29 protein-coding genes and 2 tRNA genes are annotated in these 26,476 nt (G+C 49.7%); 8 read left to right on the forward strand and 23 right to left on the reverse strand.

Annotated features, from left to right (window positions below):
- Window positions 1-203: 203 nt before the first annotated feature.
- The 6 genes from cheW to flhD all read right to left on the reverse strand — a co-directional run bounded on the left by cheW (window position 204) and on the right by flhD (window position 5,629).
- On the reverse strand, window positions 204-707 hold the full coding sequence (gene cheW / locus C2U41_RS11825) for a chemotaxis protein CheW (protein WP_003839146.1): 504 nt from the start codon (window positions 705-707) through the stop codon (window positions 204-206).
- Window positions 708-727: 20 nt separating this feature from the next.
- Window positions 728-2,764 carry a chemotaxis protein CheA gene (gene cheA, locus C2U41_RS11830; protein WP_003034635.1) on the reverse strand — a complete coding sequence of 679 codons (2,037 nt, stop codon included), beginning with the start codon at window positions 2,762-2,764 and terminating at the stop codon, window positions 728-730.
- 4 nt (window positions 2,765-2,768) lie between these two features.
- Window positions 2,769-3,698, reverse strand: a complete 930-nt coding sequence (gene motB, locus C2U41_RS11835) for a flagellar motor protein MotB (protein WP_003034631.1) — start codon at window positions 3,696-3,698, stop codon at window positions 2,769-2,771.
- On the reverse strand, window positions 3,695-4,582 hold the full coding sequence (motA, locus tag C2U41_RS11840) for a flagellar motor stator protein MotA (RefSeq protein ID WP_003034628.1): 888 nt from the start codon (window positions 4,580-4,582) through the stop codon (window positions 3,695-3,697). Before motA ends, motB begins: the two co-directional genes overlap by 4 nt.
- A 124-nt stretch (window positions 4,583-4,706) precedes the next feature.
- Window positions 4,707-5,291: a flagellar transcriptional regulator FlhC gene (gene flhC / locus C2U41_RS11845; RefSeq protein WP_008785071.1), complete on the reverse strand. Its 585-nt coding sequence runs from the start codon at window positions 5,289-5,291 to the stop codon at window positions 4,707-4,709.
- Window positions 5,288-5,629: a flagellar transcriptional regulator FlhD gene (flhD, locus tag C2U41_RS11850; protein ID WP_003034622.1), complete on the reverse strand. Its 342-nt coding sequence runs from the start codon at window positions 5,627-5,629 to the stop codon at window positions 5,288-5,290. Before flhD ends, flhC begins: the two co-directional genes overlap by 4 nt.
- Window positions 5,630-6,422: 793 nt before the next feature.
- Here flhD and uspC point away from each other — a divergent pair.
- Window positions 6,423-6,851: a universal stress protein UspC gene (gene uspC / locus C2U41_RS11860; protein WP_003034619.1), complete on the forward strand. Its 429-nt coding sequence runs from the start codon at window positions 6,423-6,425 to the stop codon at window positions 6,849-6,851.
- A 17-nt stretch (window positions 6,852-6,868) separates the two neighbouring features.
- Here uspC and otsA read toward each other — a convergent pair whose 3' ends face one another.
- From otsA to C2U41_RS11895, 6 genes are all read right to left on the reverse strand, one after another.
- A complete protein-coding gene (gene otsA / locus C2U41_RS11865; RefSeq protein WP_032936846.1) occupies window positions 6,869-8,290 on the reverse strand; it encodes an alpha,alpha-trehalose-phosphate synthase in 1,422 nt (473 codons plus the stop codon).
- Entirely contained in the window at window positions 8,265-9,068 is an 804-nt protein-coding gene (otsB, locus tag C2U41_RS11870) for a trehalose-phosphatase (protein ID WP_003034610.1), read from the reverse strand. Before otsB ends, otsA begins: the two co-directional genes overlap by 26 nt.
- A 175-nt stretch (window positions 9,069-9,243) precedes the next feature.
- Complete coding sequence (gene araH, locus C2U41_RS11875) at window positions 9,244-10,230, reverse strand: L-arabinose ABC transporter permease AraH (protein WP_003034609.1); 987 nt, start codon at window positions 10,228-10,230, stop codon at window positions 9,244-9,246.
- A 14-nt stretch (window positions 10,231-10,244) separates the two neighbouring features.
- Window positions 10,245-11,759 carry an arabinose ABC transporter ATP-binding protein AraG gene (gene araG / locus C2U41_RS11880; protein WP_032936845.1) on the reverse strand — a complete coding sequence of 505 codons (1,515 nt, stop codon included), beginning with the start codon at window positions 11,757-11,759 and terminating at the stop codon, window positions 10,245-10,247.
- 115 nt (window positions 11,760-11,874) lie between these two features.
- Window positions 11,875-12,864: an arabinose ABC transporter substrate-binding protein gene (locus tag C2U41_RS11885; RefSeq protein ID WP_003034602.1), complete on the reverse strand. Its 990-nt coding sequence runs from the start codon at window positions 12,862-12,864 to the stop codon at window positions 11,875-11,877.
- Between the two features lie 315 nt (window positions 12,865-13,179).
- Window positions 13,180-13,737: a DJ-1/PfpI family protein gene (locus C2U41_RS11895; RefSeq protein WP_003034599.1), complete on the reverse strand. Its 558-nt coding sequence runs from the start codon at window positions 13,735-13,737 to the stop codon at window positions 13,180-13,182.
- Window positions 13,738-14,290: 553 nt separating this feature from the next.
- Here C2U41_RS11895 and C2U41_RS11900 point away from each other — a divergent pair.
- The gene (locus C2U41_RS11900) at window positions 14,291-14,794 is read left to right on the forward strand and encodes a non-heme ferritin-like protein (RefSeq protein ID WP_003034597.1); all 504 of its coding nucleotides are present in this window, start codon (window positions 14,291-14,293) and stop codon (window positions 14,792-14,794) included.
- Between the two features lie 139 nt (window positions 14,795-14,933).
- Here C2U41_RS11900 and C2U41_RS11905 read toward each other — a convergent pair whose 3' ends face one another.
- Window positions 14,934-15,185, reverse strand: a complete 252-nt coding sequence (locus C2U41_RS11905; protein ID WP_003034595.1) for a DUF2766 family protein — start codon at window positions 15,183-15,185, stop codon at window positions 14,934-14,936.
- 130 nt (window positions 15,186-15,315) lie between these two features.
- Here C2U41_RS11905 and C2U41_RS11910 point away from each other — a divergent pair, with 130 nt between their 5' ends.
- Entirely contained in the window at window positions 15,316-16,737 is a 1,422-nt protein-coding gene (locus C2U41_RS11910; protein WP_032936844.1) for an MFS transporter, read from the forward strand.
- A gap of 33 nt (window positions 16,738-16,770) precedes the next feature.
- On the opposite strand, the gene C2U41_RS11915 is transcribed toward C2U41_RS11910, so the two are convergent.
- Entirely contained in the window at window positions 16,771-17,409 is a 639-nt protein-coding gene (locus C2U41_RS11915) for an RpiB/LacA/LacB family sugar-phosphate isomerase (protein ID WP_003034591.1), read from the reverse strand.
- A 267-nt stretch (window positions 17,410-17,676) separates the two neighbouring features.
- Here C2U41_RS11915 and yecR point away from each other — a divergent pair, with 267 nt between their 5' ends.
- Both yecR and ftnA read left to right on the forward strand, forming a co-directional pair.
- Window positions 17,677-18,012 (forward strand): YecR family lipoprotein, encoded by a 336-nt coding sequence (gene yecR, locus C2U41_RS11920; RefSeq protein WP_003034590.1) that lies wholly within the window; start codon window positions 17,677-17,679, stop codon window positions 18,010-18,012.
- A 194-nt stretch (window positions 18,013-18,206) separates the two neighbouring features.
- Complete coding sequence (gene ftnA, locus C2U41_RS11925; RefSeq protein ID WP_003034588.1) at window positions 18,207-18,704, forward strand: non-heme ferritin; 498 nt, start codon at window positions 18,207-18,209, stop codon at window positions 18,702-18,704.
- A gap of 45 nt (window positions 18,705-18,749) precedes the next feature.
- Here the strand turns inward: ftnA and C2U41_RS11930 are convergent, their stop codons facing one another.
- Window positions 18,750-18,989, reverse strand: a complete 240-nt coding sequence (locus tag C2U41_RS11930; protein WP_003034586.1) for a YecH family metal-binding protein — start codon at window positions 18,987-18,989, stop codon at window positions 18,750-18,752.
- A 226-nt stretch (window positions 18,990-19,215) separates the two neighbouring features.
- Between C2U41_RS11930 and tyrP the strand changes: the two genes are divergently transcribed.
- Window positions 19,216-20,427, forward strand: a complete 1,212-nt coding sequence (gene tyrP, locus C2U41_RS11935) for a tyrosine transporter TyrP (protein ID WP_003839123.1) — start codon at window positions 19,216-19,218, stop codon at window positions 20,425-20,427.
- Window positions 20,428-20,453: 26 nt separating this feature from the next.
- On the opposite strand, the gene C2U41_RS11940 is transcribed toward tyrP, so the two are convergent.
- The 4 genes from C2U41_RS11940 to C2U41_RS11955 all read right to left on the reverse strand — a co-directional run bounded on the left by C2U41_RS11940 (window position 20,454) and on the right by C2U41_RS11955 (window position 23,083).
- Window positions 20,454-21,119, reverse strand: coding sequence for a YecA/YgfB family protein (locus tag C2U41_RS11940; RefSeq protein WP_003034581.1), 666 nt, complete (start codon window positions 21,117-21,119; stop codon window positions 20,454-20,456).
- Between the two features lie 209 nt (window positions 21,120-21,328).
- The gene (locus tag C2U41_RS11945; protein ID WP_032936843.1) at window positions 21,329-21,610 is read right to left on the reverse strand and encodes a heavy-metal-associated domain-containing protein; all 282 of its coding nucleotides are present in this window, start codon (window positions 21,608-21,610) and stop codon (window positions 21,329-21,331) included.
- Window positions 21,607-21,963: a mercuric transporter MerT family protein gene (locus C2U41_RS11950; RefSeq protein WP_048217381.1), complete on the reverse strand. Its 357-nt coding sequence runs from the start codon at window positions 21,961-21,963 to the stop codon at window positions 21,607-21,609. Before C2U41_RS11950 ends, C2U41_RS11945 begins: the two co-directional genes overlap by 4 nt.
- The gene (locus C2U41_RS11955) at window positions 21,941-23,083 is read right to left on the reverse strand and encodes a transglutaminase-like domain-containing protein (protein ID WP_032936841.1); all 1,143 of its coding nucleotides are present in this window, start codon (window positions 23,081-23,083) and stop codon (window positions 21,941-21,943) included. The genes C2U41_RS11950 and C2U41_RS11955 overlap by 23 nt, the downstream gene beginning before the upstream one ends.
- A 331-nt stretch (window positions 23,084-23,414) precedes the next feature.
- Here C2U41_RS11955 and C2U41_RS11960 point away from each other — a divergent pair, with 331 nt between their 5' ends.
- Window positions 23,415-24,440, forward strand: a complete 1,026-nt coding sequence (locus tag C2U41_RS11960; RefSeq protein WP_103848432.1) for a patatin-like phospholipase family protein — start codon at window positions 23,415-23,417, stop codon at window positions 24,438-24,440.
- 19 nt (window positions 24,441-24,459) lie between these two features.
- Here C2U41_RS11960 and C2U41_RS11965 read toward each other — a convergent pair whose 3' ends face one another.
- Together C2U41_RS11965 and C2U41_RS11970 are read right to left on the reverse strand one after the other, a co-directional pair.
- Window positions 24,460-24,930 (reverse strand): SRPBCC family protein, encoded by a 471-nt coding sequence (locus C2U41_RS11965; RefSeq protein ID WP_003839113.1) that lies wholly within the window; start codon window positions 24,928-24,930, stop codon window positions 24,460-24,462.
- 13 nt (window positions 24,931-24,943) lie between these two features.
- Entirely contained in the window at window positions 24,944-25,633 is a 690-nt protein-coding gene (locus tag C2U41_RS11970) for a LolA family protein (protein ID WP_048217380.1), read from the reverse strand.
- A 204-nt stretch (window positions 25,634-25,837) separates the two neighbouring features.
- Between C2U41_RS11970 and C2U41_RS11975 the strand changes: the two genes are divergently transcribed.
- Complete coding sequence (locus C2U41_RS11975) at window positions 25,838-26,182, forward strand: hypothetical protein (RefSeq protein WP_103848431.1); 345 nt, start codon at window positions 25,838-25,840, stop codon at window positions 26,180-26,182.
- A 109-nt stretch (window positions 26,183-26,291) separates the two neighbouring features.
- Here C2U41_RS11975 and C2U41_RS11980 read toward each other — a convergent pair.
- Window positions 26,292-26,378: transfer RNA gene (locus C2U41_RS11980), tRNA-Leu, on the reverse strand.
- A gap of 12 nt (window positions 26,379-26,390) precedes the next feature.
- A tRNA-Cys gene (locus C2U41_RS11985) sits at window positions 26,391-26,464 on the reverse strand.
- Window positions 26,465-26,476 lie beyond the last annotated feature (12 nt).

The raw sequence follows: 26,476 nt of genomic DNA on the forward strand, positions 1-26,476 counted from the left end.
GGACTTGCCAGTTTTAATTAAAGAAAAAAATACAAATAAACCAAGCAAATGAAATAACAATAAACATTCAAAACTAAAATAAAACAACCATTATTACTTGGCTTCCCTACACACAAAATTAAAAGCAAAACGCCCTCCATATTGTGGAGGGCGTTTAATAACTGCCAGCTAAATATTACAGAGAATGATAATATTGACTACCTTTATGCCATATGCGATGCGGCAATATCCAGCAGCGCCATTTCTTCGCTGTTCAGCAGCTTCTCAATGTTGACCAGGATCAGCATCCGGTCACCCAGCGCACCCAATCCCGTCAAATATTCCGTCGACAGCGTGACCGCAAACTCCGGTGCCGGACGGATTTGATCCGTTGTCAGCGACAGCACATCCGAAACGCCATCCACCACAATCCCAACCACCCGCTGACCCAGGTTCAGCACAATCACCACGGTGTTTTCGTTGTAATCCACATCACTCTGGCTAAATTTCACGCGCAGGTCGACGATAGGCACAATCACACCACGCAGGTTCGTGACGCCTTTGATAAATGCAGGCGTGTTAGCGATGCGCGTCACCTGATCATAACCACGGATTTCCTGCACTTTCAGGATATCGATACCGTACTCTTCATCCCCCAGCGTAAACACGAGGAATTCCTGACCTGACGGTTCGCCGGCCAGTTTAGTTACATTACTCATACCGGTCATATTATTCCCTTCTCACTCAATCAGGCGGCTGTGATCGCCACACGTTGTTCGCGGTTTAATCCCTGCAATGCAGAGACATCGACAATCAGCGCGACGCTGCCGTCGCCGAGGATCGTTGCTGCAGAAATACCTGGCACTTTGCGGTAGTTGCTTTCCAGGTTTTTGACCACTACCTGGTGTTGGCCAATTAACTGATCGACCAGCAGCGCATAGCGACGCCCTGCACTTTGTAAAATAACCACAATGCCCTGAGTCGCTTCAGTTTTAGCGCCTTCAACCTCAAAGACCTTCCACAACTCAACCAGCGGTAAATATTCACCACGCACTTCCAGAACGCGTTCGCCTCCGGCCAACGGATGGAGATCTTCTTCGCGCGGTTGCAGCGATTCCATAACGGCATTTAGTGGCAGAATGAAGACCTCATCCGCCACACGCACGGACATCCCATCGAGGATCGCCAGCGTCAGCGGCAGCAGAATGCGAATAGTGGTCCCCTGTCCCTGTTTGGACTGGATCTCAACATGGCCGCCCATCTCCTGGATATTTCGCTTCACCACATCCATACCCACGCCGCGTCCAGAGACATCCGTCACCTGTTCGGCGGTCGAAAAGCCTGGAGCGAAGATCAACATACCCACTTCGTCATCGCTCATATTTTCGTGGATCGGCATGCCCTGGGAGATAGCTTTGGCCAGGATACGTTCGCGGTTCAGGCCAGCGCCATCATCGGTCACTTCAATACAAATATTCCCACCCTGGTGCTCCGCGGAAAGCGTCAGATTGCCGATTGGGCTTTTGCCGGATTCAAGGCGTTTTTCCGGCAGTTCGATACCATGGTCGAGGCTGTTACGCACCAGGTGCGTCAACGGATCGATGATGCGTTCAATCAGGCTCTTATCGAGTTCGGTTGAGCTACCTACCTGCGTCAGTTCGACCTGTTTACCCAGCTTACCGGCCAGATCGCGCACCAAACGAGGGAAACGACTGAACACATACTCCATTGGCATCATACGAATCGACATCACCGACTCTTGCAAATCGCGGGCGTTACGTTGTAACTGACCCATGCTGGTGATGAGATCGCCATGATTGACGGGATCCAGTTCGTTAGATCGCTGGGCCAGCATCGACTGGGTGATCACCAACTCACCGACCAGGTTAATGAGCTGATCGACCTTCTCAACCGCTACGCGGATGCTGGTCGACTCGCTGGCGCGGGCTGGTTTTTCACGCTCCGCGCGCCCATGTGGCGCTTCACTGGCGGCGGCTTTCACCGCTGGCGCAACGGCAACCGGCTGCGGCTTCGCGACAACGGCTACCTCTTCAGTTTCAACGGTCGCGGGCGCTGCGCTGACGGTTTCGAATTCAATTTGGTCAGCTTCAATGACAAAGCAGAGTACTGCAATGATGTCATCTTCTGCGAGGTTGCCATCAAGCGTAGCTGACAGCGTGTCGCTTCCTTTTACCACATCGGTTAAGGTCGCCAGGTTCCCCAGTTCCTCTTCCAGCAAATCCACTTCGCTGGCTTTCAGACGCGAGAGAGTAATGCGTTTTTTGCTCTCTTCACTGGCGAGTTCAGGCTTTGCAACCGCCTCTTCCTGCATCGCGGTGCTATCAACAACGCTCAGTTTTGCTGAGTTGACAACTGACGGTGCGGTTTCACCTTTCGCTTCGAGCGCTAACTGCCGTAACGCCTGGCAAATGTACTCAAAACTGTCGGCATCAGGCTCCACTGAGCTTTTATAGGCGTCGAGCTGTTCCTGCATAATATCTTTCGTTTCCAAAAACAGGTTGATAATGTCGGCATTGAGCTGCATCTCGCCACGCCGCGCTTCATCCAGCAGGTTTTCCATCAGATGGGTCGTTTCCTGCAAAATGGTAAAGCCGAAGGTGCCCGCCCCGCCTTTAATCGAGTGCGCTGCACGAAAAATGGCATTCAGCTGTTCGGAGTCCGGGGCTTCAGGAACCAAATCAAGAAGGTGTTGCTCCATATCAGCCAACAGTTCGTCAGCTTCATCAAAAAATGTCTGATAAAAATCGCTAATATCCATGCTCACGCTATCACCTCGGATTGGCTGGTGGCGATGTGGGAACGCTTACCGGCGGGAGTTCCGCTGGCCGTTGTAAGACACTTACCGGCTCATTCTGGCTTTCAGCGTTTTCATGCAAAATGGCCTCTTCTGCTTGCTTATTGAGAACCAGCAGGCTAATACGGCGGTTGATAGCGTCTTCAGGACCGCGATCGCTCAGACGCATCGTGGCGGCCATACCTACCACACGTAATACTTTTCCATCATCCAGACCGCCGCTAACCAGCTCGCGACGCGATGCATTTGCGCGATCGGCAGACAATTCCCAGTTGCTGTATCCTTTCTCACCATTCGCGTAAGGATAATCATCCGTGTGACCGGAAAGGCTGATCCGGTTAGGGATCCCGTTGAGCACTGGTGCAATCGCGCGCAGGATATCGCGCATGTACGGCTCAACTTCAGCACTACCGGTCTTAAACATTGGGCGATTCTGACTGTCGATAATCTGTATCCGCAGCCCTTCCTGAACTAAATCAATCTTTAAATGCGGACGCAGCGCTCGCAGTTTGGGATCGGATTCAATCAGTTGATCGAGATCGCCACGAAGTTTGCTCAAGCGGCTCTGTTCCATACGTTTTCTCAGGTCATCAATATTCGGCTGCTTGTTCACCTCACCCTGCTGCTGGGTGTAATCATCCCCGCCGCCTGGAATCGGGCTTTGGCTATTCGAAATACGATTTCCCCCGGTCACCGCGGTGGCCAGCGGTGTACGGAAATATTCGGCAATCTGGATCAATTCTTTAGGGCTGGATATAGAAATGAGCCACATCACCAGAAAGAAGGCCATCATCGCGGTCATAAAATCGGCGTAGGCGATTTTCCACGAGCCATGCGCCCCACCACCGTGATTCTTATGTTTGCGTCGCTTTACAACAATAATGGGATGGGCCTGATTTTTCATGCGTCCTCGGTCGTCTGTTGCGCAGTTGGATTTCTCACCGCACGAACATGTTCTTCCAGTTCGATAAACGAAGGACGTTCGCTGGAGTACAGAGTCTTACGACCAAATTCAACGGCAATCGGCGGCGCGTAGCCATTCAGATTGGAGAGCAGCGTTATCTTCACGCACTGCATCATTTTGGTTGTTTCAGCGCTTTTCTGGCGCAGAACGCTGGCAAGCGGAGAAATAAATCCATAGGCCAGCAAAATACCGAGGAATGTTCCCACCATCGCATGCGCAATCAACGCCCCCAACTCTGCTGCCGGGCGATCGGCAGAAGCCAGTGCATGCACAACACCCATAACGGCCGCGACGATCCCGAATGCCGGCAGTGAGTCGCCGACCATCGCCAGACTATTCGCCGGAACTTCGGCCTCACTCTCATGAGTCTCAATTTCTTCGTCCATCAGCGCTTCAATTTCAAACGTATTCATATTGCCGCTGATAATCAGGCGTAGATAATCGACAATAAAATCAAGCATTACGGCATCGGCAAGAATGCGCGGATAGCTAGCGAAGATTTCACTTTCTTTTGGGTTTTCGATGTCGCGCTCAAGCGAGAACATGCCCTGTTGACGTGACTTGGCCATCAGGCGATACAGGAGCGCCAGCAGATCCATATACATCGCTTTGGTGTATTTCGAACGACGGAAAAGCAACGGGATCGCTTTCATCGTCCCTTTGATGGCTTTCCCATTATTGCCGACGATGAATGCCCCAATACCCGCGCCACCGATAATCACCAGCTCAGCCGGTTGATAGAGTGCCCCAAGGTGTCCGCCGGTCATCATGTAACCGCCGAAAACTGTACCAATAACAACCAGGTAACCTAATAAGATAAGCACGACATCATCCTTTCGCAATTGACTATGACAGGATGCGCAGTCGGGCAATTAACGTAAGGTCAGGACAAAAAAAAGCAGCGGTAATCGCTTACCGCTGCTGGAGTGTTCATCCACACCGTATCAGTTAAACAGCCTGTTCGATCTGTTCATCCAGCAGTTGTGGAATAATATCGGCAGCATTCTGGGAAAGTTTACGTCTTTTTACGGCCCTTGATGGCGGCTGGCATAAACTACAGGCAAAGCTGCCTGCGGGTTGGTGTGCATGGGTGATAAAATTCCCACCGCAACAATTGCATTGGGACAACTCCAGCAATCCGCTGTCGACAAATCGCACCAGCGTCCACGCGCGAGTTAACGCCAGCAATGGCCCTTCTTCAGGCTGCGGACACTGCTCAAGATATAACCGATACGCCTTAATTACGGCATCCACGCCGCTACAGAGACCCGTTTTGAGCAGGAATTGCCATGCATTGCAAAACATCGACGCATGAATATTTTGTTCCCACGTCATAAACCAGTCGGTGGAAAACGGGAGCATCCCTTTTGGCGGAGGACTACCGCGTAATTCTTTGTACAGCTTGATTAATCGACCACGGCTTAATTGCGTTTCGCTTTCCAGCATTTGCAAACGGGCGCCCAATGTGATTAATTCCATTGCCAACTGGATATCACGCGCTTCCTGAACAATGCTTTTTTCGCTCATCATCAAGCCCTTTTCTTACGTGCTGCATCATCGATGTCGCTTAACAGGCGTGTTGAAAGCATGATACCAGTATGAATTTGCTGAAGATCGTCAACGCGGGAGTCTTGCGTCAGGCGAGTAACAGTCTGGTGATCGTCGAAACGGAAATGACATACCAGTTGGTTTGTTTCGGCCAGTTTGACCATTTGAGGAAGTGTTAATGTTGCCAACGTGTCCGCCATTTCCTCGCTGATACCAAGGCGAAACATCGCAGATGCTTTGTCCTGAACGATCAAACGCTGTGCAAGCAATAAATATGACAAATTGATGTCATAAATGTGTTTCAGCAACTCGGATGTATGCATTATTTGCATCCATAATAACCAACATTGTTTTCATGCGGTAAAACCGCACCCCGTGATGTCGCCGGGAAGGCCCGGTAAAAAAAAGCAAAAGGTCAAATACATAGCAGCGTAACGACACTTACGCGTCGTCTAAACAATCCCTTTTAAGAAGGCAGCGTCCCTTACAAGCTCACATCAATTCTTACAAATGTCTAAGATTTTTCCTAATTCGACGCAACTCTACCCGCCGTCAGTTACACATACAACGGAGCTATGCTGCGAATTTAAAGAATATGTGATCAAGATCACATAAACCAGCCAAACACTTAACATAAATCCATCAGCGTGGCTTTTACTTTGCTTATTTCTTAACCTTCCATTATCCATTTCGATTCCTGATGTACGAATATTCTTGCAATAAAAGCGAAAAGTATTATGTTCACGACCGTTAATATCACCCCGTGAAATAGCGAGCTGGATCACATATTTAACTCAAAAAACTTTTTTAATTAAATTCTTTATAAACAATGACTTAAATATTTAGAGCGATTAATTAATACCGCGATGTGACGACCTTGCAAATGTTAATGTATGTTTATTTTTTATTAACACATTGTTTTCATTAGCCGTGGGTTTTACTTAAGTTACCTAAACATATCTGCAACCAATATGAATCGATTATTCTATTTATAAGAATAATTAATGAATAATCATGATGACATTCACACTATGAAGGAAGGAAACGTTGCAGTATGGAGTAAGCTGAGTAAAGCTGAAAAGCCCCCTCATAATTCTTGAAAAAAAGGAGCGAGTTATGAGCTATTCGCACATTCTTGTTGCTGTTGCCGCCACCCCTGAAAGTCAGCAGTTGTTAGACAAGGCGGTTTCTATCGCTCGCCCTGTCAACGCCCGAATTAGCCTGATTACACTGGTCTCAGACCCCGAACTGTATAACCAGTTTGCAGCTCCCATGCTGGAAGACCTGCGTGAAGTCATGCAGGAAGAAACTCAGGATTTTATCGACAAACTTAGCAAAGAAGCAGAATACCCCATTGAGCATACCTTTATTACCTATGGGGCTCTGAATGAACATATCCTGGATGTATGCCGCAAATACGCCATTGACCTGGTCATTTACGGCAACCATAACCACAGTTTTTTTTCACGCGCTTCCTGTTCAGCGAAAAGCGTGATTCATACCAGCCAGGTGGACGTTCTTCTGGTTCCGCTAGCCGGAGATTAATACACAGCGCCAGGACTTCATGCGAGTTTAGAACAGGAAGAAATATTGTCTGGCAGTTGGCATTGACTCCGACGCGGCGTGACTGTTTTAAGATCACTGATGAACGTCGCCTGCCAGTTGTCGATATCGTTTTTAACGATAGTCTCAAGCATTTCAGCGTGGCGCGAGATGCGTTCGGTAAGTGGCATCGTCAGCGCCTGGTTTAATGCGCCTGCCACTTCATCCCGGTCATAAGGATTAACAATAAGCGCAGAGGTTAGCTCATTCGCCGCCCCGGCAAATTGCGATAAAACCAGCACGCCAGGGTTAGCAGGATCCTGTGCGGCCACAAACTCTTTCGCCACCAGGTTCATACCATCGCGCAACGGGGTCACCAATCCTACGTCAGAGTAGCGGAAGATCTTCATCAGCAATTTACGATCAAAGTACTGGTTCAGATAGTAAAGCGGCGTCCAGCCCAGTTGCCCATATTTGCCGTTGATTCGCCCTGCTTCTGTTTCCAGTTGGTGGCGAATATCCTGATAGGCCTGCACCTCTTCACGCGAGGTCGGCGCTATCTGCGTATAGCGAATTTTACCGTGGTGCTGCGGATAATGTTCCAGTAAGGCCTCGTAGGCCTGAAAGCGCTCCGGCAAGCCTTTGGAATAATCCAGACGCTCCACGGAGAAAATATTCTGCACATTTTTAAGCTCCGCTTTTAGCTGCGCCAGTTTTGGCGGCAGCGGCCCGGACGCCTGTCGTGCAATCTCATCAGGTTCGATACCGATGGGATAGACCTGAGTGCGAAACGCTTTTCCCCATGCCAGGTGCTGCTTATCTTTATGCGTGGACACCCGAGTCTGGGCTGCGAGACAGTCCAGAAAAGCCTGGCGATCGTTTTCGGTCTGGAAACCAAGTAAATCAAAGTCACACATTTGCTCAAGTAGCGCCAGATATGGAGGGAGCGCATTAAAAATTTCCGGCGTCGGAAAAGGAATATGCAGGAAAAAACCGATGCGGTTATTCACACCGCGCTTACGTAACTCGCAGGCAAACGGCAACAGATGGTAATCATGAATCCAGATGATGTCGTCATCGCCAAGCAGCGGCAGAAGTTTATCTACCAGTAAGGCATTAACCCGTTGGTAGCCTTCCCAGGCAGAGCGCTGAAACTGAACTAAATCCAGTCGATAGTGAAATGCGGGCCATAAAACCGCATTTGAAAACTGGCAGTAATACTCTTCGTAATCTTGCTCACTCAAATTAAACGAGGCCCAGGTGATATTGCCACGCGTGACTTTTTTTAACGGTTTATCCTCATTACCTGTATCACCACTCCAGCCAAACCACAGACCACCAGCAGCTTTTAACGCGCCCAGTACACCGACCGCGAGCCCACCCGCGCTCCCTTTGTCATCTGGTGAGGCGATACGATTAGATACTACGACTAAACGACTCATAGCCACCTCTTCTGTTATTCGTTGCTTTCGATTCTTGCTGTGAAGAGTTAATTTGCTCCAGCCAGCGCCAGACATCCCTGACGCCATCCAGACGCCATGTCGCCTGCGTCGGCCCGATCCCCACCTTCACGGAAATACCGCCAGCGCGGTTAACCACAGCAAATCCTGTTTCATCTGTCAGATCATCACCGAAAAACACAGGGATCCGGCCAGCAAAAGGCGCTTCCTGCATAAATGCAGCTATCGCGTCGCCTTTATTGCTGCCCTTAGGCTTTATTTCCACGACACATTTTCCGTGCTGCAGAGCAAGCTGCGGCCATCTGCGCGTGATGCGTTCAGCCAGGGTAATCAGCGCAGCTTCGTGTTCGGGTGCCTGGCGATAGTGCAACGCGAAAGCCATACCTTTGGTTTCCAGCGTCGTCCCCGGTAACGTCACTAACGCTGCGTGTAATAAAGCCCCAGCTTCACGCTCGATACCTTCAGGCAGGTGTACTATGTGCGTTTGACCATTGATGTCACGGCGTTCTGCCCCATGCACTCCGGCAAGCGGAAAACGAAACGGAGTAGTGAGTGCGTCAAGCTCAACCATTGAGCGCCCTGAAATCAATGCCAGCGCATCCGCATTATGCGTCGCTAACTGATGTAAACATTGCAGGATTGCCTTAGGGACAACGACCTGGTCGGGAAAGGGTTTAATCTCAGCAAGTGTCCCATCGAGATCAAAAAAGTAAGCACAGTTTACAGATTGTTCAGGGGGTAAGATCAGTGATGCTGTCACCCGGTTATCCTCCTCATCATAGTCAGAACGCCACGCGGATCGCGGCGTATAGATGATGTATGACGGATATAAGTATAGACAGTGTGACCATGCTCGCCATTTGGAAAAACAATCGCCAGCCGGGTAGCGGCTGGCGATGGGCAGAAGCTAGACTAAAAAGTTAGGGTTTAAATCATCAAACGGTACGCTTCGCTTTTTGCTTGTAACGGTCGAAGATCACCGCCGCCAGCAGGATGAGGCCACGTACCACATACTGCGCGAACGGAGAGATATTCAGCAGGTTCATCGCATTCTCAACCGTACCCAGGATTAACACCCCGGCCACCACATATGAGATTTTTCCGATGCCACCTTTAAGCGAAACGCCCCCTAACACGCAGGCTGAAATCACGATCAACTCATAACCGATTGAGGTCATTGGCTGGCCGCTGGTCATACGCGATGCGAGGATAATCCCGGCAATGGCGGATACCAGACCGGAAAGAATAAAGATAATAATCTTGGTACGAACAACAGGAACCCCTGCCAGGCGCGCCGCCTCTTCATTGCCCCCAATGGCCAGCGTATTACGACCAAACGTGGTTTTGTTCAGCAGTAAACCAAAGACAATGAAACAAACGACAGTGATCCAGATAGGCGCAGGCAGACCAAACCAGTTAGCATAACCGAGTGTAAAGAAACGCTCGTCTTCAATCCCGACAGCCTTACCGTCGGAGATAATATAAGCCAGACCACGTACAATCTGCATCGTCGCAAGAGTAGTGATCAGGGCGTTAATTTTTAACCGCGCAATCACGAACCCATTCACCAGGCCACACAGAATACCGAGCAGCAGTCCGGCAGCCACGCCAATCCACAAACTTTCAGTCATGTTAATGACTACGGCAGTGGTAACACCAGCACAAGCAATCACAGATGCGACAGACAGGTCGAAATCACCGGATGCCAGACAAAACAGCATCCCACACGCGACCATGCCCGACATCGATACTGCCAGTCCCAGTCCCTTCATATTGATGAAGGTGGCAAAGTTTGGCACAAACAGGGAACAAACGAGGAACAGCACGGCGAACACCACCAGCATACCGTATTGATCCCAAATGCGGCCCAGATTTAGCGCCGACTTCGCTGCGCCAGAACCCGATGTAGAAACGGAAGACATCATACTCTCCTTATTCAGGCTACAGCCTGGCTGACTTTAGGCATAGCAAGGCTCAACGCCTGGCGCTCATCCGCCTGTTCATGAAGTAACTCACCGGCAATTTCGCCTTCTCTCATCACCACAATACGATCGGCGACACCGAGCACTTCTGGCAGGTCACTGGAAGCAAACAATACGGCCACACCGCGCGCTGCGAGGGCATAAATCACGTTGTAAATTTCATGCTTGGCGCCTACATCAATGCCGCGTGTAGGCTCATCCAACAAAATCACCTTCATCTCTTCCGATAACCAACGACCGAGGATAGCCTTCTGTTGATTACCGCCGGAGAGATTCATGATCAGTTGCTCTGCACCCGGTGTTTTGATGTTGAGTGAACGAATATGGTGATCGGCATTGGTCTCTTCCCAGCCGTTGTTGATCACGCACCCCCCCAGAACATGCTTACGTCGTGCACTAATGTTGATGTTGTTGCGCACTGAATGGACCGGAATGATCCCTTCGGCTTTGCGATCCTCCGGGCACAGCATCATCCCTGCTTCAATGGCATGGCTTGGTTTACGGATATCGATAGGCTGTTCATCAATAAATACCTGGCCCGCCGTGATACGCGTACCACCGAACAGTCCTTTCATTAATTCGCTACGTCCGGCCCCCACCAGGCCAAACAGCCCGACAATTTCACCGCTTCGCACGGATAAACTGATTGGCGTACGCACGCCCGGGGCTTTTACTTCATGCAACCGCAGACGCTCTGTGCCATACGGTCTGGATTTCCAGCCATAGATATCCCCGAGGTCGCGCCCGACCATCGCCTGCACCAGCGCGTCGTGATCGACCTGCTGCATATCCGTGAACGTTTTGACGTAATGACCATCCTTAAACACAGTGATGGCATCGCTGAGAGCAAAAATCTCCTCCATACGGTGCGAAACGTACAGAATGATGCGTCCTTCGTTGCGCAGCTCACGGATGACACGAAACAGATTCTCAATCTCACGAGCCGACAGGGAGCTGGTCGGTTCATCAAAGGCGATAATTTTGGCATTTCGCGCCAGCGCTTTTGCAATCTCCACCATCTGCCACTGACCAATGGAGAGGTATTTCAATGGGGTATCGGGATCGATATCCATTCCCAGATGCTTCAGCTGGATTCCTGCTTCATAGTTCAGCAGCGAGCGGTTCACAATCCCGCCTTTGTGCGGTAACTGCCCTAAATAAATATTCTCGGCAACGGTCATTTCCGGGACGAGATGCAGTTCCTGATAAATAATGGCGACGCCGGCGCTGAGCGCGGCAGTGGTATCCGCGAAGGAAACTTCTTGTCCGCGGATCGTCAATGATCCCGTCGTTGGCGCATAGTTACCGCTGAGAATTTTTAAGAGTGTTGATTTCCCGGCGCCATTTTCGCCCATCAGCGCATGCACCTGTCCGGCATAGCAGTCGAAACTGATATCCGTCAGCGCCTTAACGCCGGGGAACGTTTTGCCAATGCCGCGAAATGAGAGATACGGGGTAGACTGTTGCATAACGTCTCCGTGAGTCAGATCTTTATGCCGGAGGGGGGCTTTGCCTCATCCGGCCTTCTGAGGACGCAATTCGTAGGCCGGATAAGACGCGTTGACGTCACATCCGGCATTTGTGTTACTTACCGCCTAAGCCTTTCTTCGCCAGCTCTTCTTTGAAGTTATCGCGGGTAATCAGCACCACATCCGTCACTTCAGTGAATGCCGGTGGCTCTGCACCTTTCGTTACCCAGTTGTAGAGCATTTCACTGGACTTGTAGCCGTGAACGTCCGGGCTTGGCAGCAGTGAACCGTAGAACCCGGTCGCTTCGCCTTTAGACAGTTCGCTAACCGCGTCAACGCCGTTAATCCCGATACCAATCACGTTTGGCGCTTTGAAGCCCTGCCCTTCGGTTGCACGTACGCCGCCCAGCACGGTGTTGTCGTTCATGCCGACAATCAGCCAGTGTTTGACTTCAGGATGCTGAACCAGCATGGAGTTAGCGGCGTCGAATGCGCCGGGGATGTCATTCGATTTTGTTGGGACCTGGTAAATCTGTTTTTCCGGGAAGCCTGCGGCTTTAAGCGCTTCCATTGAACCAGAAGTACGACGACGTGCGGTATCCAGTTCGTTGGCGGTAATGGCCATTACGGCGGTGGATTTCACATCCCAACCGCGTTTTTGCATCTCCTTGTACAGCTCCTGGCCCTGGCGCTCACCAATTTTGGTTGCCGCCATCATCACCAGCGGTACGGTATCCATCGGCTTACCTTTGGCGTTGGCAAACTGGTCATCGACGGCAATGACTTTCATATCGTAGCCACGCGCCTTAGCCATAATGGCTGGCCCCAGTTTTGGGTCTGGCGTACAAATAACAAACCCTTTTGCTCCACTTGCAGCCAGGCTGTCGATGGCGTTAAGGGTTTTCTCACCATCCGGGACGGCAATTTTAATCACCTCAAAACCAAGGTCTTTACCGGCTTTATCGGCAAATTTCCATTCAGTCTGGAACCACGGTTCTTCCGGCTGTTTGACCAGGAAACCGAGCTTCATGGATTCAGCGATAGCGGATTGTGACATAATGGCCGCCAGACCGATGGCAGCCAGCGCTTTAGTGAATTTGTGCATGGTTAACTCCAGCTTTAACGTTCTTTTATGTAGGGTAAAATCAGACGATTTTTTGTAATTCGGACGTAAAACAAGGCATTACCTTTTATTGATAAGATCAATGCCAGTGCTGAGAGTATTTGTAGCGGGAAATTGATTCTCCATAAGAGAGCGGCATCACACCACAGAATTACAGTAATTGCGTACATAAATTCAGCGGGAAATGACATAAAAAAACGCGGTTTTGTCGACGGGAAAAAAGAGGAATAGCAGATTAGTCCATAACATCAGCCAACGAATCCTTGTTCCCGAATACCGGAGTATTCGGGAAAATGCTTACCATCGGTAATAAATGTGATCAGCGTGATCGCGAACCGGAATATCATCTCCCAATAGACGCGCCGCAAGCGTCAATGCAAAATCGAAAATATGCCCTAACCCTTTACCGCTAATCAGGTTGCCATCTTCCACAATCGGCGCATCGATATATTCCCCATCCGTTACGTTTTGCCACAGATCCCCCGAACACACGTAGCGACGCCCCTTCAGCAGGCCGTTGCCACCCAGCACGCGCGCAGCCGCGGAACACACCGGGCAAATGAGTTTTCCTGCCTCGTCATGGCGAGCGATAAACTGGATGACAGCCTTACTGGCGGCAAGATTAACGCTGCCCTGCGGCCCGCCCGGTAACACAACGGCATCGTAAAGATCCGTCTGACGCGCAGCCAGCGTGCTGTCCGTCACCATCGGCACGTCATGATAGCTCACCACCGCACGGGACTCGGCGCAGGCCAGTGTTTCAACTTCGATCTGCAGGCGGCGCAGAATATCAATGGTAACAATGGCTTCCGCCTCTTCAAAACCAGGTGCCAGTAGCACGGCAACCTTTTTCATACACACTCCTCGATTTTTCCAAATACACCAAACCATAAATGCCGAATCATTCAGGCGCTTAACTTTATTAATTTCCACAAAACTGATCTGGCGCAAAAAATTAGCCAGCAGATAACGTTCACCGACACGTCCCGATAATGAAATTTCTCCATCCCAAGGCCGGATAATCATCCGGTGAGAGACAATACCTGATTGTGAAATTCCATTTCGTGATATGAAACATCATTTCAATATTAATGCTTGGATTTAATCCCATAAATATCAATCTCTTATATTCACACCACTTATATACACAAGCAGAAAAATCACTAATATTGCTATGACAATATGTAAAAAATCATAAATACGCAGATTTAAGGATTTTCTTAAGTCGGAACAGGAGTTATGCTGAATCTCGATCGGGAGCGAATATAATTCGTGATCACTAAAGGACCGGCGGAACGGATTTATTCTGCTAACAGTTTTAATTGTACGTAGAGGTGATGTGTAGCGGCAGCCCGTTGCACTGACGTAAGTAACGTACATCCCCCTTTCTGGAAATAAGGATATTGATATGGCTGCAGTTGGAATTGTTCATAAACTCAACACACAAATGAACCTCGAGTTCTACGCATCGAATCTTTACCTGCATCTCAGTGAATGGTGTTACGAACACAGCCTGACTGGCACCGCAACCTTTCTACGCACTCAGGCACAAGGTAACGTGACTCAAATGATGCGTATGTTCAATTTTATGAAAAGTGCCGGGGCTAACCCCATCGTCAAGGCTATTGATGTTCCGGGTGATGAACTAACTTCTCTTGAAGAACTGTTTCAGAAAACGCTGGATGAATACCAACAGCGTTACAGCAAGCTATCACGCTTGACCAATGAAGCAGAAGCCTTGAATGATGCAACAACCATTGATTTTCTTCACGATCTGGAAAAAGAGCAGCAGCAGGATGGCGTGCTGTTACAAACGATTCTTGATGAAGTCCGCAGCGCTAAACGTGCGGGACTGTGCATGGCGCAAACCGATAAGCATCTGCTGAACGTCGTGAATTATCAACATCACTAATCTTCAATTTTCATCGTGTTAATGCCGGATAACGATGCGACGCACCTTATCCGGCTGGTGCTTAATTTTCTCTACGCTCACGCCTCTCATTCTGCGAGGCGCAAAAAAACCTTTCTAAAACCTGAAACAACGGTTTATTTTAGTGAGATTCATTCTGCGGCGTGAATTTCAACTCGATCAAGGCAACTGCTTTTTGTATTGCGCGCATAGTAACCGGATCGGCGCCCGCAGGATGGCTGGAGAAATCGATGCTTTTCAGTTGGCTGGACATTTTCTCCCGCACTTCTACTGGGGCAATAACATCAAGAACATCCAGAATCTGCTTGATAACCAGCTGACAGGCAACAACGTCCGAGAGCAGTTCCTGATCGGCATTCAGTGTTTGGGACATAGTGAGCTCCTTATAGAAAGGTCGTCATAGTACCTATTCAACGAACGAAACGATAGCCGCGCATGCATTACGAATGCGCTGGAAAATAAAAATAGATCCAGTCAGTTTCTTTTGAGATGGCAAGCACAACATGAGTGAACATTTAGCGGTTGAGAACAAACGCGGTCTATCCCCGGCTGCATTACTTGTTGCCGGGGCTTTCTTTATGGAGTTTATTGACGGCACAGTGATTGCCACCGCACTACCCGACATGGCGAAGAGTTTTGCCGTGCAAGCTGTAGACCTGAACATAGGTATCAGCGCCTATCTGATCACCCTCGCGGTGCTGATTCCTGCCAGCGGCTGGATTGCGGATCGCTTCGGCGCCCGAAAGGTGTTTACCCTGGCGCTGGCGATATTTACTCTCGCCTCGGTTTTATGCGGTTTGTCCGAAAGCCTTGAGAGCTTTGTCGCCATGCGAATCTTACAGGGTGTAGGTGGCGCGCTAATGGTTCCGGTTGGTCGACTTGCGGTATTGCGTACCACGCCTAAACATCAGTTGATCACCGCTATTGCGACCCTGACCTGGCCCGCGTTAGTCGCCCCCATCATTGGCCCCCCCCTTGGCGGATTCATTACCAGCTATGCCAACTGGCGTTGGATCTTCTTCATCAATGTACCGCTCGGGATACTGGCGATTGCGCTGGCGCTACGTTTTATCCCGGATATTCATGACGACGAGCGCCGCCCATTTGATATAACGGGATTTATCGCAACCTCTGTTGCGATGGTAAGCCTGGTGTATGCCATGGAGTTACTGGGAACCCAACAGCCTCAGGGCTGGCTGACCGCCGGACTTTTGGCGCTAGGAACAGTGACATTTCTGTTTGCCCTGCATCATTTTCGTCGCGCCGCATGGCCAATGATTCGCCTTGATGCCATGAACGTCCCTACTTTTCGCGTCACCATGTATGGCGGATCGCTGTTTCGTGCCTCTATCAGCGCCGTGCCGTTTCTGCTGCCGTTAATGTTTCAGGTAGGTTTTGGCATGAACGCTTTTCACGCGGGTTCGCTGGTGCTGGCGGTATTTGTGGGCAATCTGACGATTAAACCGGCCACCACACCGTTGATACGTTGGCTGGGCTTTAAGAAACTGCTGTTGATTAACGGTGCGCTTAACGTTCTGGCGCTGCTGGCCTGTGCTTTAATTACGCCGCAGACCCCCGTGTGGGTTATTTTGCTGGTGTTGTATCTGGGCGGTGTGTTCCGCTCAATTCAGTTTACCGGCGTCAGCACGCTTGCCTTCGCGGACGTCCCCGCGGCACAAATGAGCTACGCTAATACGCTGTTCAGTACAGCGACACAATTAGCGGTAGGATTGGGCATTTCTTTAGCCGCTATTGGGATCCGCATTGGCGATGTGGTCAGTGAAAGGCTGGCATTGGGCAATATTCCAGGGATCAGTTTCCGGCTGGCCTTTGTCGCTATTGCCATTATTTGTCTGGTAGGTATGGTGGATTCGCTGCGACTCACCCGTGATGCAGGAAGTGCAGTATCGAACAAGAACAGGTAGCCCGGAGGGTGAACGCTGCCGGGCCAACAGGATTTAGCCAATTACCTCGCGTACAAACGCTTCGATTGCTTTGTCCTGGCAGTTTTCAAAGAAGCACTGCTGGAAGCGCGGGCCTGATACAGCGGTTTTCACCAGCTCAGGATCGATAGCGCGTAGCGTGTCCAGATAATTTTCTTTTACCACAGCCGCTTTCACCTGATTCAGAATACCGGCGTTACGCACCTGCGGCTCTTTACGCTCCGGTGGGTAGCCTTCCCCGTTACGTCCGGTGAACGCTTTTTCAAACATATAGCGCACATTCAGCTCAGCACCCCAGCCAAAACCTTTGGCGAATGCCAGAGAAAGCGCGTTGCCGTTGTTGATCTGAGAGAACAAGAACGCATCTGCAGGATCGAGGCAATAACCACACACCACACCCGGATGGATATTCAGTGACATCATTGCCCCTTGGCCCGTGCCGCAACCGGTGACCACGAAATCAACCGCTTTGGAATTAAGCAGGATGCTGGCCATAATTCCTAAATGGATGTAGGTCAGATGATGATCATTTTCATCGCTCATCCCAACGTTATAGACCGGAAAACCTTTCTCATCCGCAACGGCTTTAAGCTCGTTATGGATGATGGCGTTTTTGCTTGCCTGGCTGTTTTCCATCATCAATGCAATTTTCATTCTGTACTCTCCTGAATGCGCTGCGGTAGCCCGCTGAAAGTCATAACATTCAACCACATTACTATTTTGCAATCACACTTTCAAATTTAATGAAATTTAGTTTTAAAAAACAAAGTTGCGCTCACATTCTTGTCTGAACAGTTCAGAATTGCCTCAAACGAATGACCTCGTTGTGATTAATCACAGGTGATCTTCGGGCTATTCAAGCCATTGATGAGGGCCTCTGTATGCCATGATAGTGTATCTTCGAACTTTCAGAGCGATCTCATGAAGACCTTTATCCTAGCGCTTTTGCCGCTCGTGCTGACAGGATGCACAATTACAAAACAGGCACAGGTCAGCGAAGCCAGCGCCATCACTGGTGTGGTTCGCCTGACTTATAATCAGGCCATGTTACAAACAGCACGTACCGATGACTACGTTACCCAAGGGACAGCCACCAAAGAGTGTCAGCGCCTGGGCTATGCCAGCGCTGAAGCGTTTGGTCAGCCGGTGTCAACCTGCAGCGTATATGCAGGCTCTCTGTGCTTAAATACCAAAATTACACTCGCCTGGCAGTGTCATGGTGTCGCGGTATCGCAATCCCCCTCATTCAATTATTAATATTTCCGACCAGCACATTGTTGCTGGTCTTTTACCACTTTATTATTTATATCCCCCGCTTAATATCGTTAATGCGTTTTATTCCCATTCGCATTTTTAATAAATAAATTTATTATTTTACCTTTTGCAAATAATTAAATAACAAATTATAGTGACGCCACGTCAATATATAATAATGTTTGTGGAGCAGAACCATGCTGAAAACAGAAATGATCGACCAACTGAATGAGCAAATGAATCTTGAATTATATTCATCTCTGCTCTACCAACAGATGAGCGCGTGGTGCAGCTATCACAGCTTCGAAGGTGCCGCCGCGTTTTTGCGCCGTCACGCTCAGGAAGAGATGACGCACATGCAGCGTCTGTTCGATTACCTGACCGATACCGGCAGCTTGCCGCGTATTAATACCGTTTCTTCCCCTTTTGCTGAATATGCGTCTCTGGATGAACTGTTCCGTGTCACTTACGAACACGAGCAGCTGATCACCCAGAAAATTAATGAGTTGGCACACGCGGCAATGACCCACCAGGATTATCCAACCTTTAATTTCCTGCAATGGTATGTTGCCGAGCAGCATGAAGAAGAGAAATTATTTAAATCTGTTATTGATAAGCTGTCGCTGGCAGGGAAAAGCGGCGAAGGTCTTTATTTCATCGATAAAGAACTGGCTACGCTTGATACGCAGAATTAATATTTTGGGGTAATGAAGGCAACCCGCCATCATTACCCATTAAAATCAGTGACGGCAGATCTTGCTTTCGTGCGTAGAGAAGCCGTCTTCTTTTGCAATAAACTTTCCCTTCGCCGCTAAAAACGCCACCAGCTCGCCTGCCGTCATATCTGCCGCAGAACAAGTGTGGAAACGTGCCTGCTCGCCGAAACGTGCCGTAATCGCCGCTTCAAGGCTGGCATTTGAATACTGCTCGCCAGATTCAATCATCATGTTGAGCACTTCGTGACCGTGAATAGATTCCATACTACCTCCTCAATAAAGACCGTAGCCTAATGTGAACCGCACGGCGCTGCTTTGCGCTAACGCAGGTTTATCCGCAGATAAATGTCATTTGTTATACATCTTAATGGTCAAAAACATCGTAAACATTAATGTACAACCATTGTAACGGCGATTTGACGAACATAGCGTTTTGCCTTAACCTGCGCCGCAGATATAACCGTTGATTATCTCTGGGACAGAGGAAAGCGTGAAAAACAGAACCCTGGGTAGTATTTTTATCGTGGCGGGAACCACGATTGGTGCCGGTATGTTGGCAATGCCGTTGGCTGCGGCAGGCGTGGGGTTTAGCGTCACGTTGGTATTGTTAGTCAGTCTTTGGGCGTTGATGTGCTACACCGCGCTGCTGCTGCTTGAAGTATATCAACATGTCCCGGCAGACACCGGGCTGGGTACACTGGCAAAACGTTATCTTGGTCGTTACGGACAATGGATAACGGGCTTTAGCATGATGTTTTTAATGTATGCCCTGACGGCGGCGTACATCAGTGGTGCAGGTGAACTGCTGGCCTCCAGCATCAGCGACTGGACCGGAACAAATATATCTCCGACAACAGGCGTACTGCTGTTCACCTTTGTTGCCGGTGGCGTGGTTTGTGTTGGGACCTCGCTGGTCGATCTATTCAACCGTCTGCTATTCAGCGCCAAGATAATCTTCCTGGTGGCGATGCTGGCTCTGTTAATGCCGCATATCCATAAAGTGAACCTGCTTACGCTGCCGCTGCAACAGGGGCTGGCGCTCTCCGCAATCCCGGTCATCTTCACCTCGTTCGGTTTTCACGGCAGTGTTCCCAGTATCGTCAGCTATATGAACGGTAACATCCGTAAACTGCGTTGGGTGTTTATTACGGGTAGCGCTATTCCACTGGTCGCCTATATCTTCTGGCAACTGGCGACGCTTGGCAGCATTAACTCGACAACGTTCATGGGGCTTTTAGCCAACCACGCAGGCTTAAACGGCTTATTGCAGGCATTGCGTGAAGTCGTGGCTTCGCCGCACGTCGAACTGGCGGTACATCTGTTTGCCGACCTCGCGCTGGCAACCTCTTTCCTCGGCGTTGCATTGGGATTATTTGACTACCTGGCCGACCTCTTCCAGCGCCGCAATACCGTAGCGGGAAGAATGCAAACCGGCGTGGTGACCTTCCTGCCGCCGCTGGCATTCGCGCTGTTCTATCCGCGTGGTTTTGTCATGGCATTAGGGTATGCGGGCGTTGCCCTGGCTGTGCTGGCGCTGCTCATTCCCTCGATGCTGGCCTGGCAGAGCAGAAAACATAATCCGCAGGCCAACTACCGCGTAGCCGGCGGTGCTCCGGCGCTGGCACTGGTATTTTTGTGCGGCATTGTGGTGATAGCAGTACAGTTTTCTATTGCAGCAGGATTACTACCAGAAGTGGGTTAAAACAAAGGGGCTTTCGCCCCTTTCTGTTAATGCAAACAGCACTGCTTATATTTCTTGCCGCTGCCACAGGGGCAAGGGTCATTGCGCCCTACTTTGGCATCCACTTTCACCGGTACTTTGACCGGCGTTTCCTGAGGATGCGCCATCCAGTAAGCATGCAGGTCCAGCGCAGCCAGGCGGATGGCATCGACGCTCTCTTCAAACGCCTCAGGTGTCAATTTCTCAACCACCGCAAAGTTCTCTTCCGTACCGTGCAGCGCAATAGCCTCAAGTGCTGGTTTTAACGTGTCCGGTAACGCGGACCAGTCTGACAGTGCAACGCCGCGCATATAACCAAAGCACCACTCTTCAACGATGGTCAGTTCATGCTCGTCAATTTCACGCAAACCAAACAACGGCTCAAACTGCTCAGGATATTCATCCAGACGATCGGCCGTATCCGCCATATGTTGAAACGCCAGGTTCATGAAACGCGTCATTTCTTTTTCGGAGGACCAGCGAGGGACATACTGCGCGCCGCCCCAAATCGCGACCAGCCACTGCTCTGGTTCAATTTCATACGGTGAACTCAGCACCGCCGTCAGCAAACCATCCAGTTCTGACACATCCAGAATAGCCTTGTCTGTATTGTACTTAGTCAGTACATCATCCAGCCATTCCAGTTCGCTCTCGTTTAATGGTCCCGTTTTCATAACGCTTTTCCTTAGTCAAAAAATCTTGCCTGTGATCATCCTACATGGCTGGAGGGATAACAGATACAAATGGGCATATGCGGCATACAGTTGCCGCCTGTTCAGGTTAACAGGAAACGAGGGGAATTCCGGAAGTTAACACACAAAAGAGAACACGAAGCCGCCGGGCATCATACCGGGAAAACACAATAAAACCACCCGCAGGTGATTTACTGTTGTTCAATGCGGTTGAGCGTTGCGGTATAGCCCGTTTTCGCTACCGCGTTAAGTAAAGTATCGGTTGGGAAACCTTCTGGCACAATCGCTTCTGCTTGTCGGGTTTTTAGGGAGGACTTTGCTTTAATCACGCCGTCGGTTTCACGTAGCGCCTGATTGACCGAAATAACGCATAGCGAGCAGGTCATATTTTGTATATCCAGCACCACTTTTTGATTGGTCGCCTGAGCCAACAGCGGCAGCAACAAGCATGCAACTAATGTGAAGATTTTCATTCAAATACCTCATAAAACCAGGCAACAAGCGTTGGATAAAAGAGCACCGGCAAAATCAACGCCAGCGCACACCAGTAGAGAACGCGCGCTTGCTTCAGAGTTAGCCACCCGGAGCACCACAGCCGCCTGGAGAAATAGAGCCGCCAGAAAACGCGCAGTAATAAGCCCAATGACACCAGCATCAAGGGAATTCGCAAAAACTCAAACTGGGTGAAAACAGCAAAGCTCGCCGCCGAAATACCAAACAGCAGGTAGAGCAGCGGTCCAACGCAGCATAAGCCAGCGGTGACGGCAGCTACCGCGGCCGTCAACAGGGTGAGTCCCGCCCCTTTAGCGTTGTTCTGTGGCAACATAGCTGTAGGAGAACGCTTTAGGATCGTAGAAATTGATCGGATCGCCATCGACTTCAGCGTAAGGATAGCCAAAGTTGTTCATGGCTCCCTGCTCCGTTGCCGGATATAGCTCGAAATCACGCCCGTAGTTGAATCCAACCCAGTTCATTTCCCAGTTACCAAACAGGTAAGTGTTTACCGCCTGGACATCGGCGTCCTGATGCGATTTTTTCTCTGCCAGACGCATTTTGGTCACATCAGCAGGATCGCAAGGTAACCAACCGTAACCGGCCAGATAGAACTCGGCACGACAATGTTGCCCACCGCTCACATCAGCAACGCCTGCGCTGTCTGCTTTGCCAAAAGCACTTTTCGAGTAACGTTCGAGCTTATTGGCTTTGCCCAGACGGATACCAAACAGTTCGCGCGCCGGAATGCCGCTGGCCCGCGCCAGAGCCACAAAAACGGAGCTCATGTCGGTGCATTTTCCTTTGAGCTTACCGCTTTTTAAGATCTCCGCTACATCCCCCGTGCCGCAGCCGATAACGTCGTTATCGCGCTCCATATGGCTACTCACCCACTCGTAAATCAGGCGTGCTTTTTTCAGCGGATCCTGCTCATTACCGGTGATTTTACGTGCGGTTTCCAGAACCAGCCCATCAACTGGGGTATGTGCCGTCGGCAAAAGGTACGGTTTTACATCCAGCGGGTAAATAATCTGCTCCGGCGCTTGCCAGGTTTTCAACGCGTCCTGCTTCAGCGGTTCCCAGTCGGCGGTTTCAATGTCGATATCAACGTTAATCAACAGTTCGCCCTGCGAGTCAGGCCAGGTGGCAAACAGCGTTTTCGCGCCATAAGTATTATTAGTGGTGACATACGCTTGCTTATAGTTTCCGCTAAAGGCAAGCGCCATCATTTGTTGAAACGCGGTATCTACAGGAAGCGGGATCCACAGTTTTACTACACCGTGCGAGCCCTTAGGAGGGTTAAGTTTATAGGTCTGGGATAACACAAAGCGCCGACGCGCGACTGGTGCAACGGATGGCTCAGCGGCGTGAACCGTCTGACTAATGACCGCAGGACCGACTAAACCGGCGGCCGAAAGGAGAACGCTATTTTTGAGAAATTGTCGACGTTGCATTGCTGTCTGTCCATGTTGTAAGAGTTGAGCTACGGCTAAGAAGGTAAAAACCGTATACGATCATCACAGCAGACAGACGCTGACATAAAAAGGTGAGCCGATGGAGGTTATTCATCAATAACAGACCTGTTAACTGTGAATGAAATAAGATACTACAAGGTCGCTATTAAGCCATTTACAGGCAAAAAAGTACAGCAGTGAGCGGATATCAATCTGCCAGCCCCCTTCTTATTAAACAAACTCAGCGTAAATCCTGTCTATATTTAACTGCAGCCATAGCGGAAACAACCCTACCCCTAAATCCCGTTTCTTATCTTTGGAGGACATAAAAATGGCAATGAGAATACTGTCTATCGATGGTGGCGGGATCAGAGGCATCCTTCCGGGTATGCTACTTGTGGCACTGGAGAAGAAATTGCAGGATATATCACAAAATCCTGCCGCCAGAATTGCGGATTACTTCGATCTCGTTGCCGGTACCAGTACCGGGGCCATTCTGTGTTCTGCTTACGTTTGCCCTGATGCGAAAGGAAAGCCCAAGTTCTCCGCTCAGGAAGCCGTCAATTTCTATCTTCAGGATGGGGATGAAATTTTTGATGTCGGCGTCTGGAAAACAATCAGTTCACTGGGTGGTGCTAGCGATGAAAAATATTCTGCAAAGGAGCTGGAGAGGGTATTAAAAACAGCATTTGGTGAAACAAAAATCAGTGAATTATTAAGACCAACCTGCTTTGTTTCTTATGACGTGAGCAGTCGTCTTCCTGTTATTTTCAAACAACACTCCGCCCTCGCCAAGAATCGGGACTTCCTGGTCAGGGATGCTTTACGGGGTACCTCAGCAGCTCCCACCTATTTCGAGGCAGCGCGTATTTATTCATTACCCCCGGTACCCGAAAAATTTGTCCTGGTTGATGGCGGTGTGGTGGCAAACGACCCGGCACTCTGCGCCTATTCCGAAGCGATTAAATTCAGTAATGTCGCTGGCATTAAGGATATGATTATTGTCTCATTGGGCACCGGCAAGAAATTGCAGGGGTATTCTTATTCCGAAGTTAAGGACTGGGGCCCCTTTGGCTGGGCAAAACCGGCTATTGATATCGCGCTAGAGGGGGGGCCACAGATGACCGCGTATTATCTGCAACAAATTGCCTCAACGGTAAAAAACTCTAAATACTACAGAATTCAGCCTGAACTATACGGCGCCGATCCAACGCTGGATAACGCATCGCGTGAAAACTTAGAACTTCTGCGCAAGGCAGGCCTACAAAATGCCGCCGTGTATGATAAGAAATTGCCTGAGATCGCTAAGTTATTAATCAGTAGTGGAGGCAATTTTAAATATCAGGACGCTAATTAATCCTCAACCCTGACTGAACTCAAAATATATGTACATTCGTTGCCAGCTTACGGGCTAACCCTCTGGCCCCTTCGCGCATGACCGTATCGTGATTCCAGCGAAAAACGGGTGCCGCCAGCGGGGCCAGGTAATTCATCCAACGAATCGTGGTGCGAACATTCCAGTCATATCTGACGATGGTCTCAGCGCCACTGGCAGAAAAATACCACACTCCTCGCCCTTCTACCGCCCCACTGGCTTGTCCCTCAAGCAGCGAGCAAGGCAGAATATTTAACACGTTGATGTCAAAGGTTAAGCGATAGGGAAGCGCTCCTTTCCAGGTATAACGATGCAGCGCCCCAATGCCCTGTACATCACCTTTTTTAATCTCAACAATGCGTTCCAGACTTTCCCACCATTCAGGCCACTGATCGGGATGAGAAAAAACATCCCATACCTCCTGAATAGAAGCCTCAACCCGCCAGACGGTGGAAAACTGATAGTCAGCCATAATACAGCCTCCTTCAAGGTGAGAAGAAATTGGCGGGAAAACGGATGTTAATGACCATAGCATCCAGAAGCACGGTTTCTAATCGCTGCCCATCTGGCGCATAGCTGATCACTTTGGCAGGGAGTCCGTGATAATTATCCAGCCAGACGTCATAGCGGTGAACACCATCAACCACCATTGTTCCAGGCCCAACCACAGATACGTGCGTCGTCGCCCGTCCTGCAAGGTTTTCCTTTCCAACAGTGGTCATTGTCCCTTCGCGTTGCAGATGACGAATATTGCCCAACAACACGCCGATATCAGAGCGATCCACCCGATGACCACGCTCATCCTGGATCAATGAATTAGTAGGCGACAGGTGCAAAATGGGCAAAGAACCCACACCAAATGGCCATAACGTCACTTTACCGCTGACAGGATTAAAGATAAGCACCGCTCCTGAATGCGGTTGGGTAAAATCCATCCGCACATACCCAGGCTTTTGAAAGCTATAGCGAATAATTTTGCTTTCATCGGATGGCGACGAAGAGCGCATCATGACCTGATAAGACGTCACGTTATTAAATGACTGTTGAGAAAATACGATGGGATCCATAGACCTGGCATTCTGCGAAAAGATATTCCCTTTTTCCACCGAATATGCTGCACAACTAAAGGTGAGCAATGCTGCGAACATGACTATCGGAGAAGATGAAATGTTCATAGCTGCCCCCTGAACCAGCGCGATTGGCAAACAGGAGTTATCACCTGCCGACTATTTTTATTATAGTTCTTAACTGCGCGGCACTACTCTTCCGGCCCCTCAGACTCAGTATGGGCAGCAGGTTTAAATTATTGGTTTTCTTTTTAGTTGAGATGACAACATAAAGCTATACTTTAATAGCCATACTTTTAATAGGTATTAATCATGAAACTGCCATCGGTATTTTCATGCGCCGTTCTCATATTACTGTTGCTGTCGTCATCTTCTGCCACATCCAGCGCGTTACAAAACCAGGCCGTCAGAGAGCAAGAGTTAAGCGCGGCACTTCGAGCCGGTAATGGCGTGATCATCATTGGCGGGACGGATGATTTCGTTTTCACGTTCAGGGCACGAAACCGAATCCACAGACACCTGGCGATACAGGATGACTTTGGCGATCCCATCCTGATGAATGGTTTCCAGGACCACAACTATAATCCCGCCCGCGATGGTTTTATCAACAACCCTGCCCGAGGGGGCTTTATGTTTAACGCGCCGATTCGGCGATAGATTGATGTGCAATAGTGAGTTCTATGCTTGTAAAAAACAGGCACAAAAAAACCACCCGTAGGTGGTTTCACGACACTGCTTATTGCTTTGATTATTCTGTTCTTTCCCATGGTACCCGGAGTGGGACTTGAACCCACACAGCGCGAACGCCGAGGGATTTTAAATCCCTTGTGTCTACCGATTCCACCATCCGGGCTCGGGAAGAAATTGGAGGCGCGTTCCGGAGTCGAACCGGACTAGACGGATTTGCAATCCGCTACATAACCGCTTTGCTAACGCGCCGAAATCTTCTGG

Source organism: Citrobacter freundii complex sp. CFNIH4 (assembly GCF_002934505.1).
In the GTDB taxonomy this organism is placed as follows: domain Bacteria; phylum Pseudomonadota; class Gammaproteobacteria; order Enterobacterales; family Enterobacteriaceae; genus Citrobacter; species Citrobacter freundii.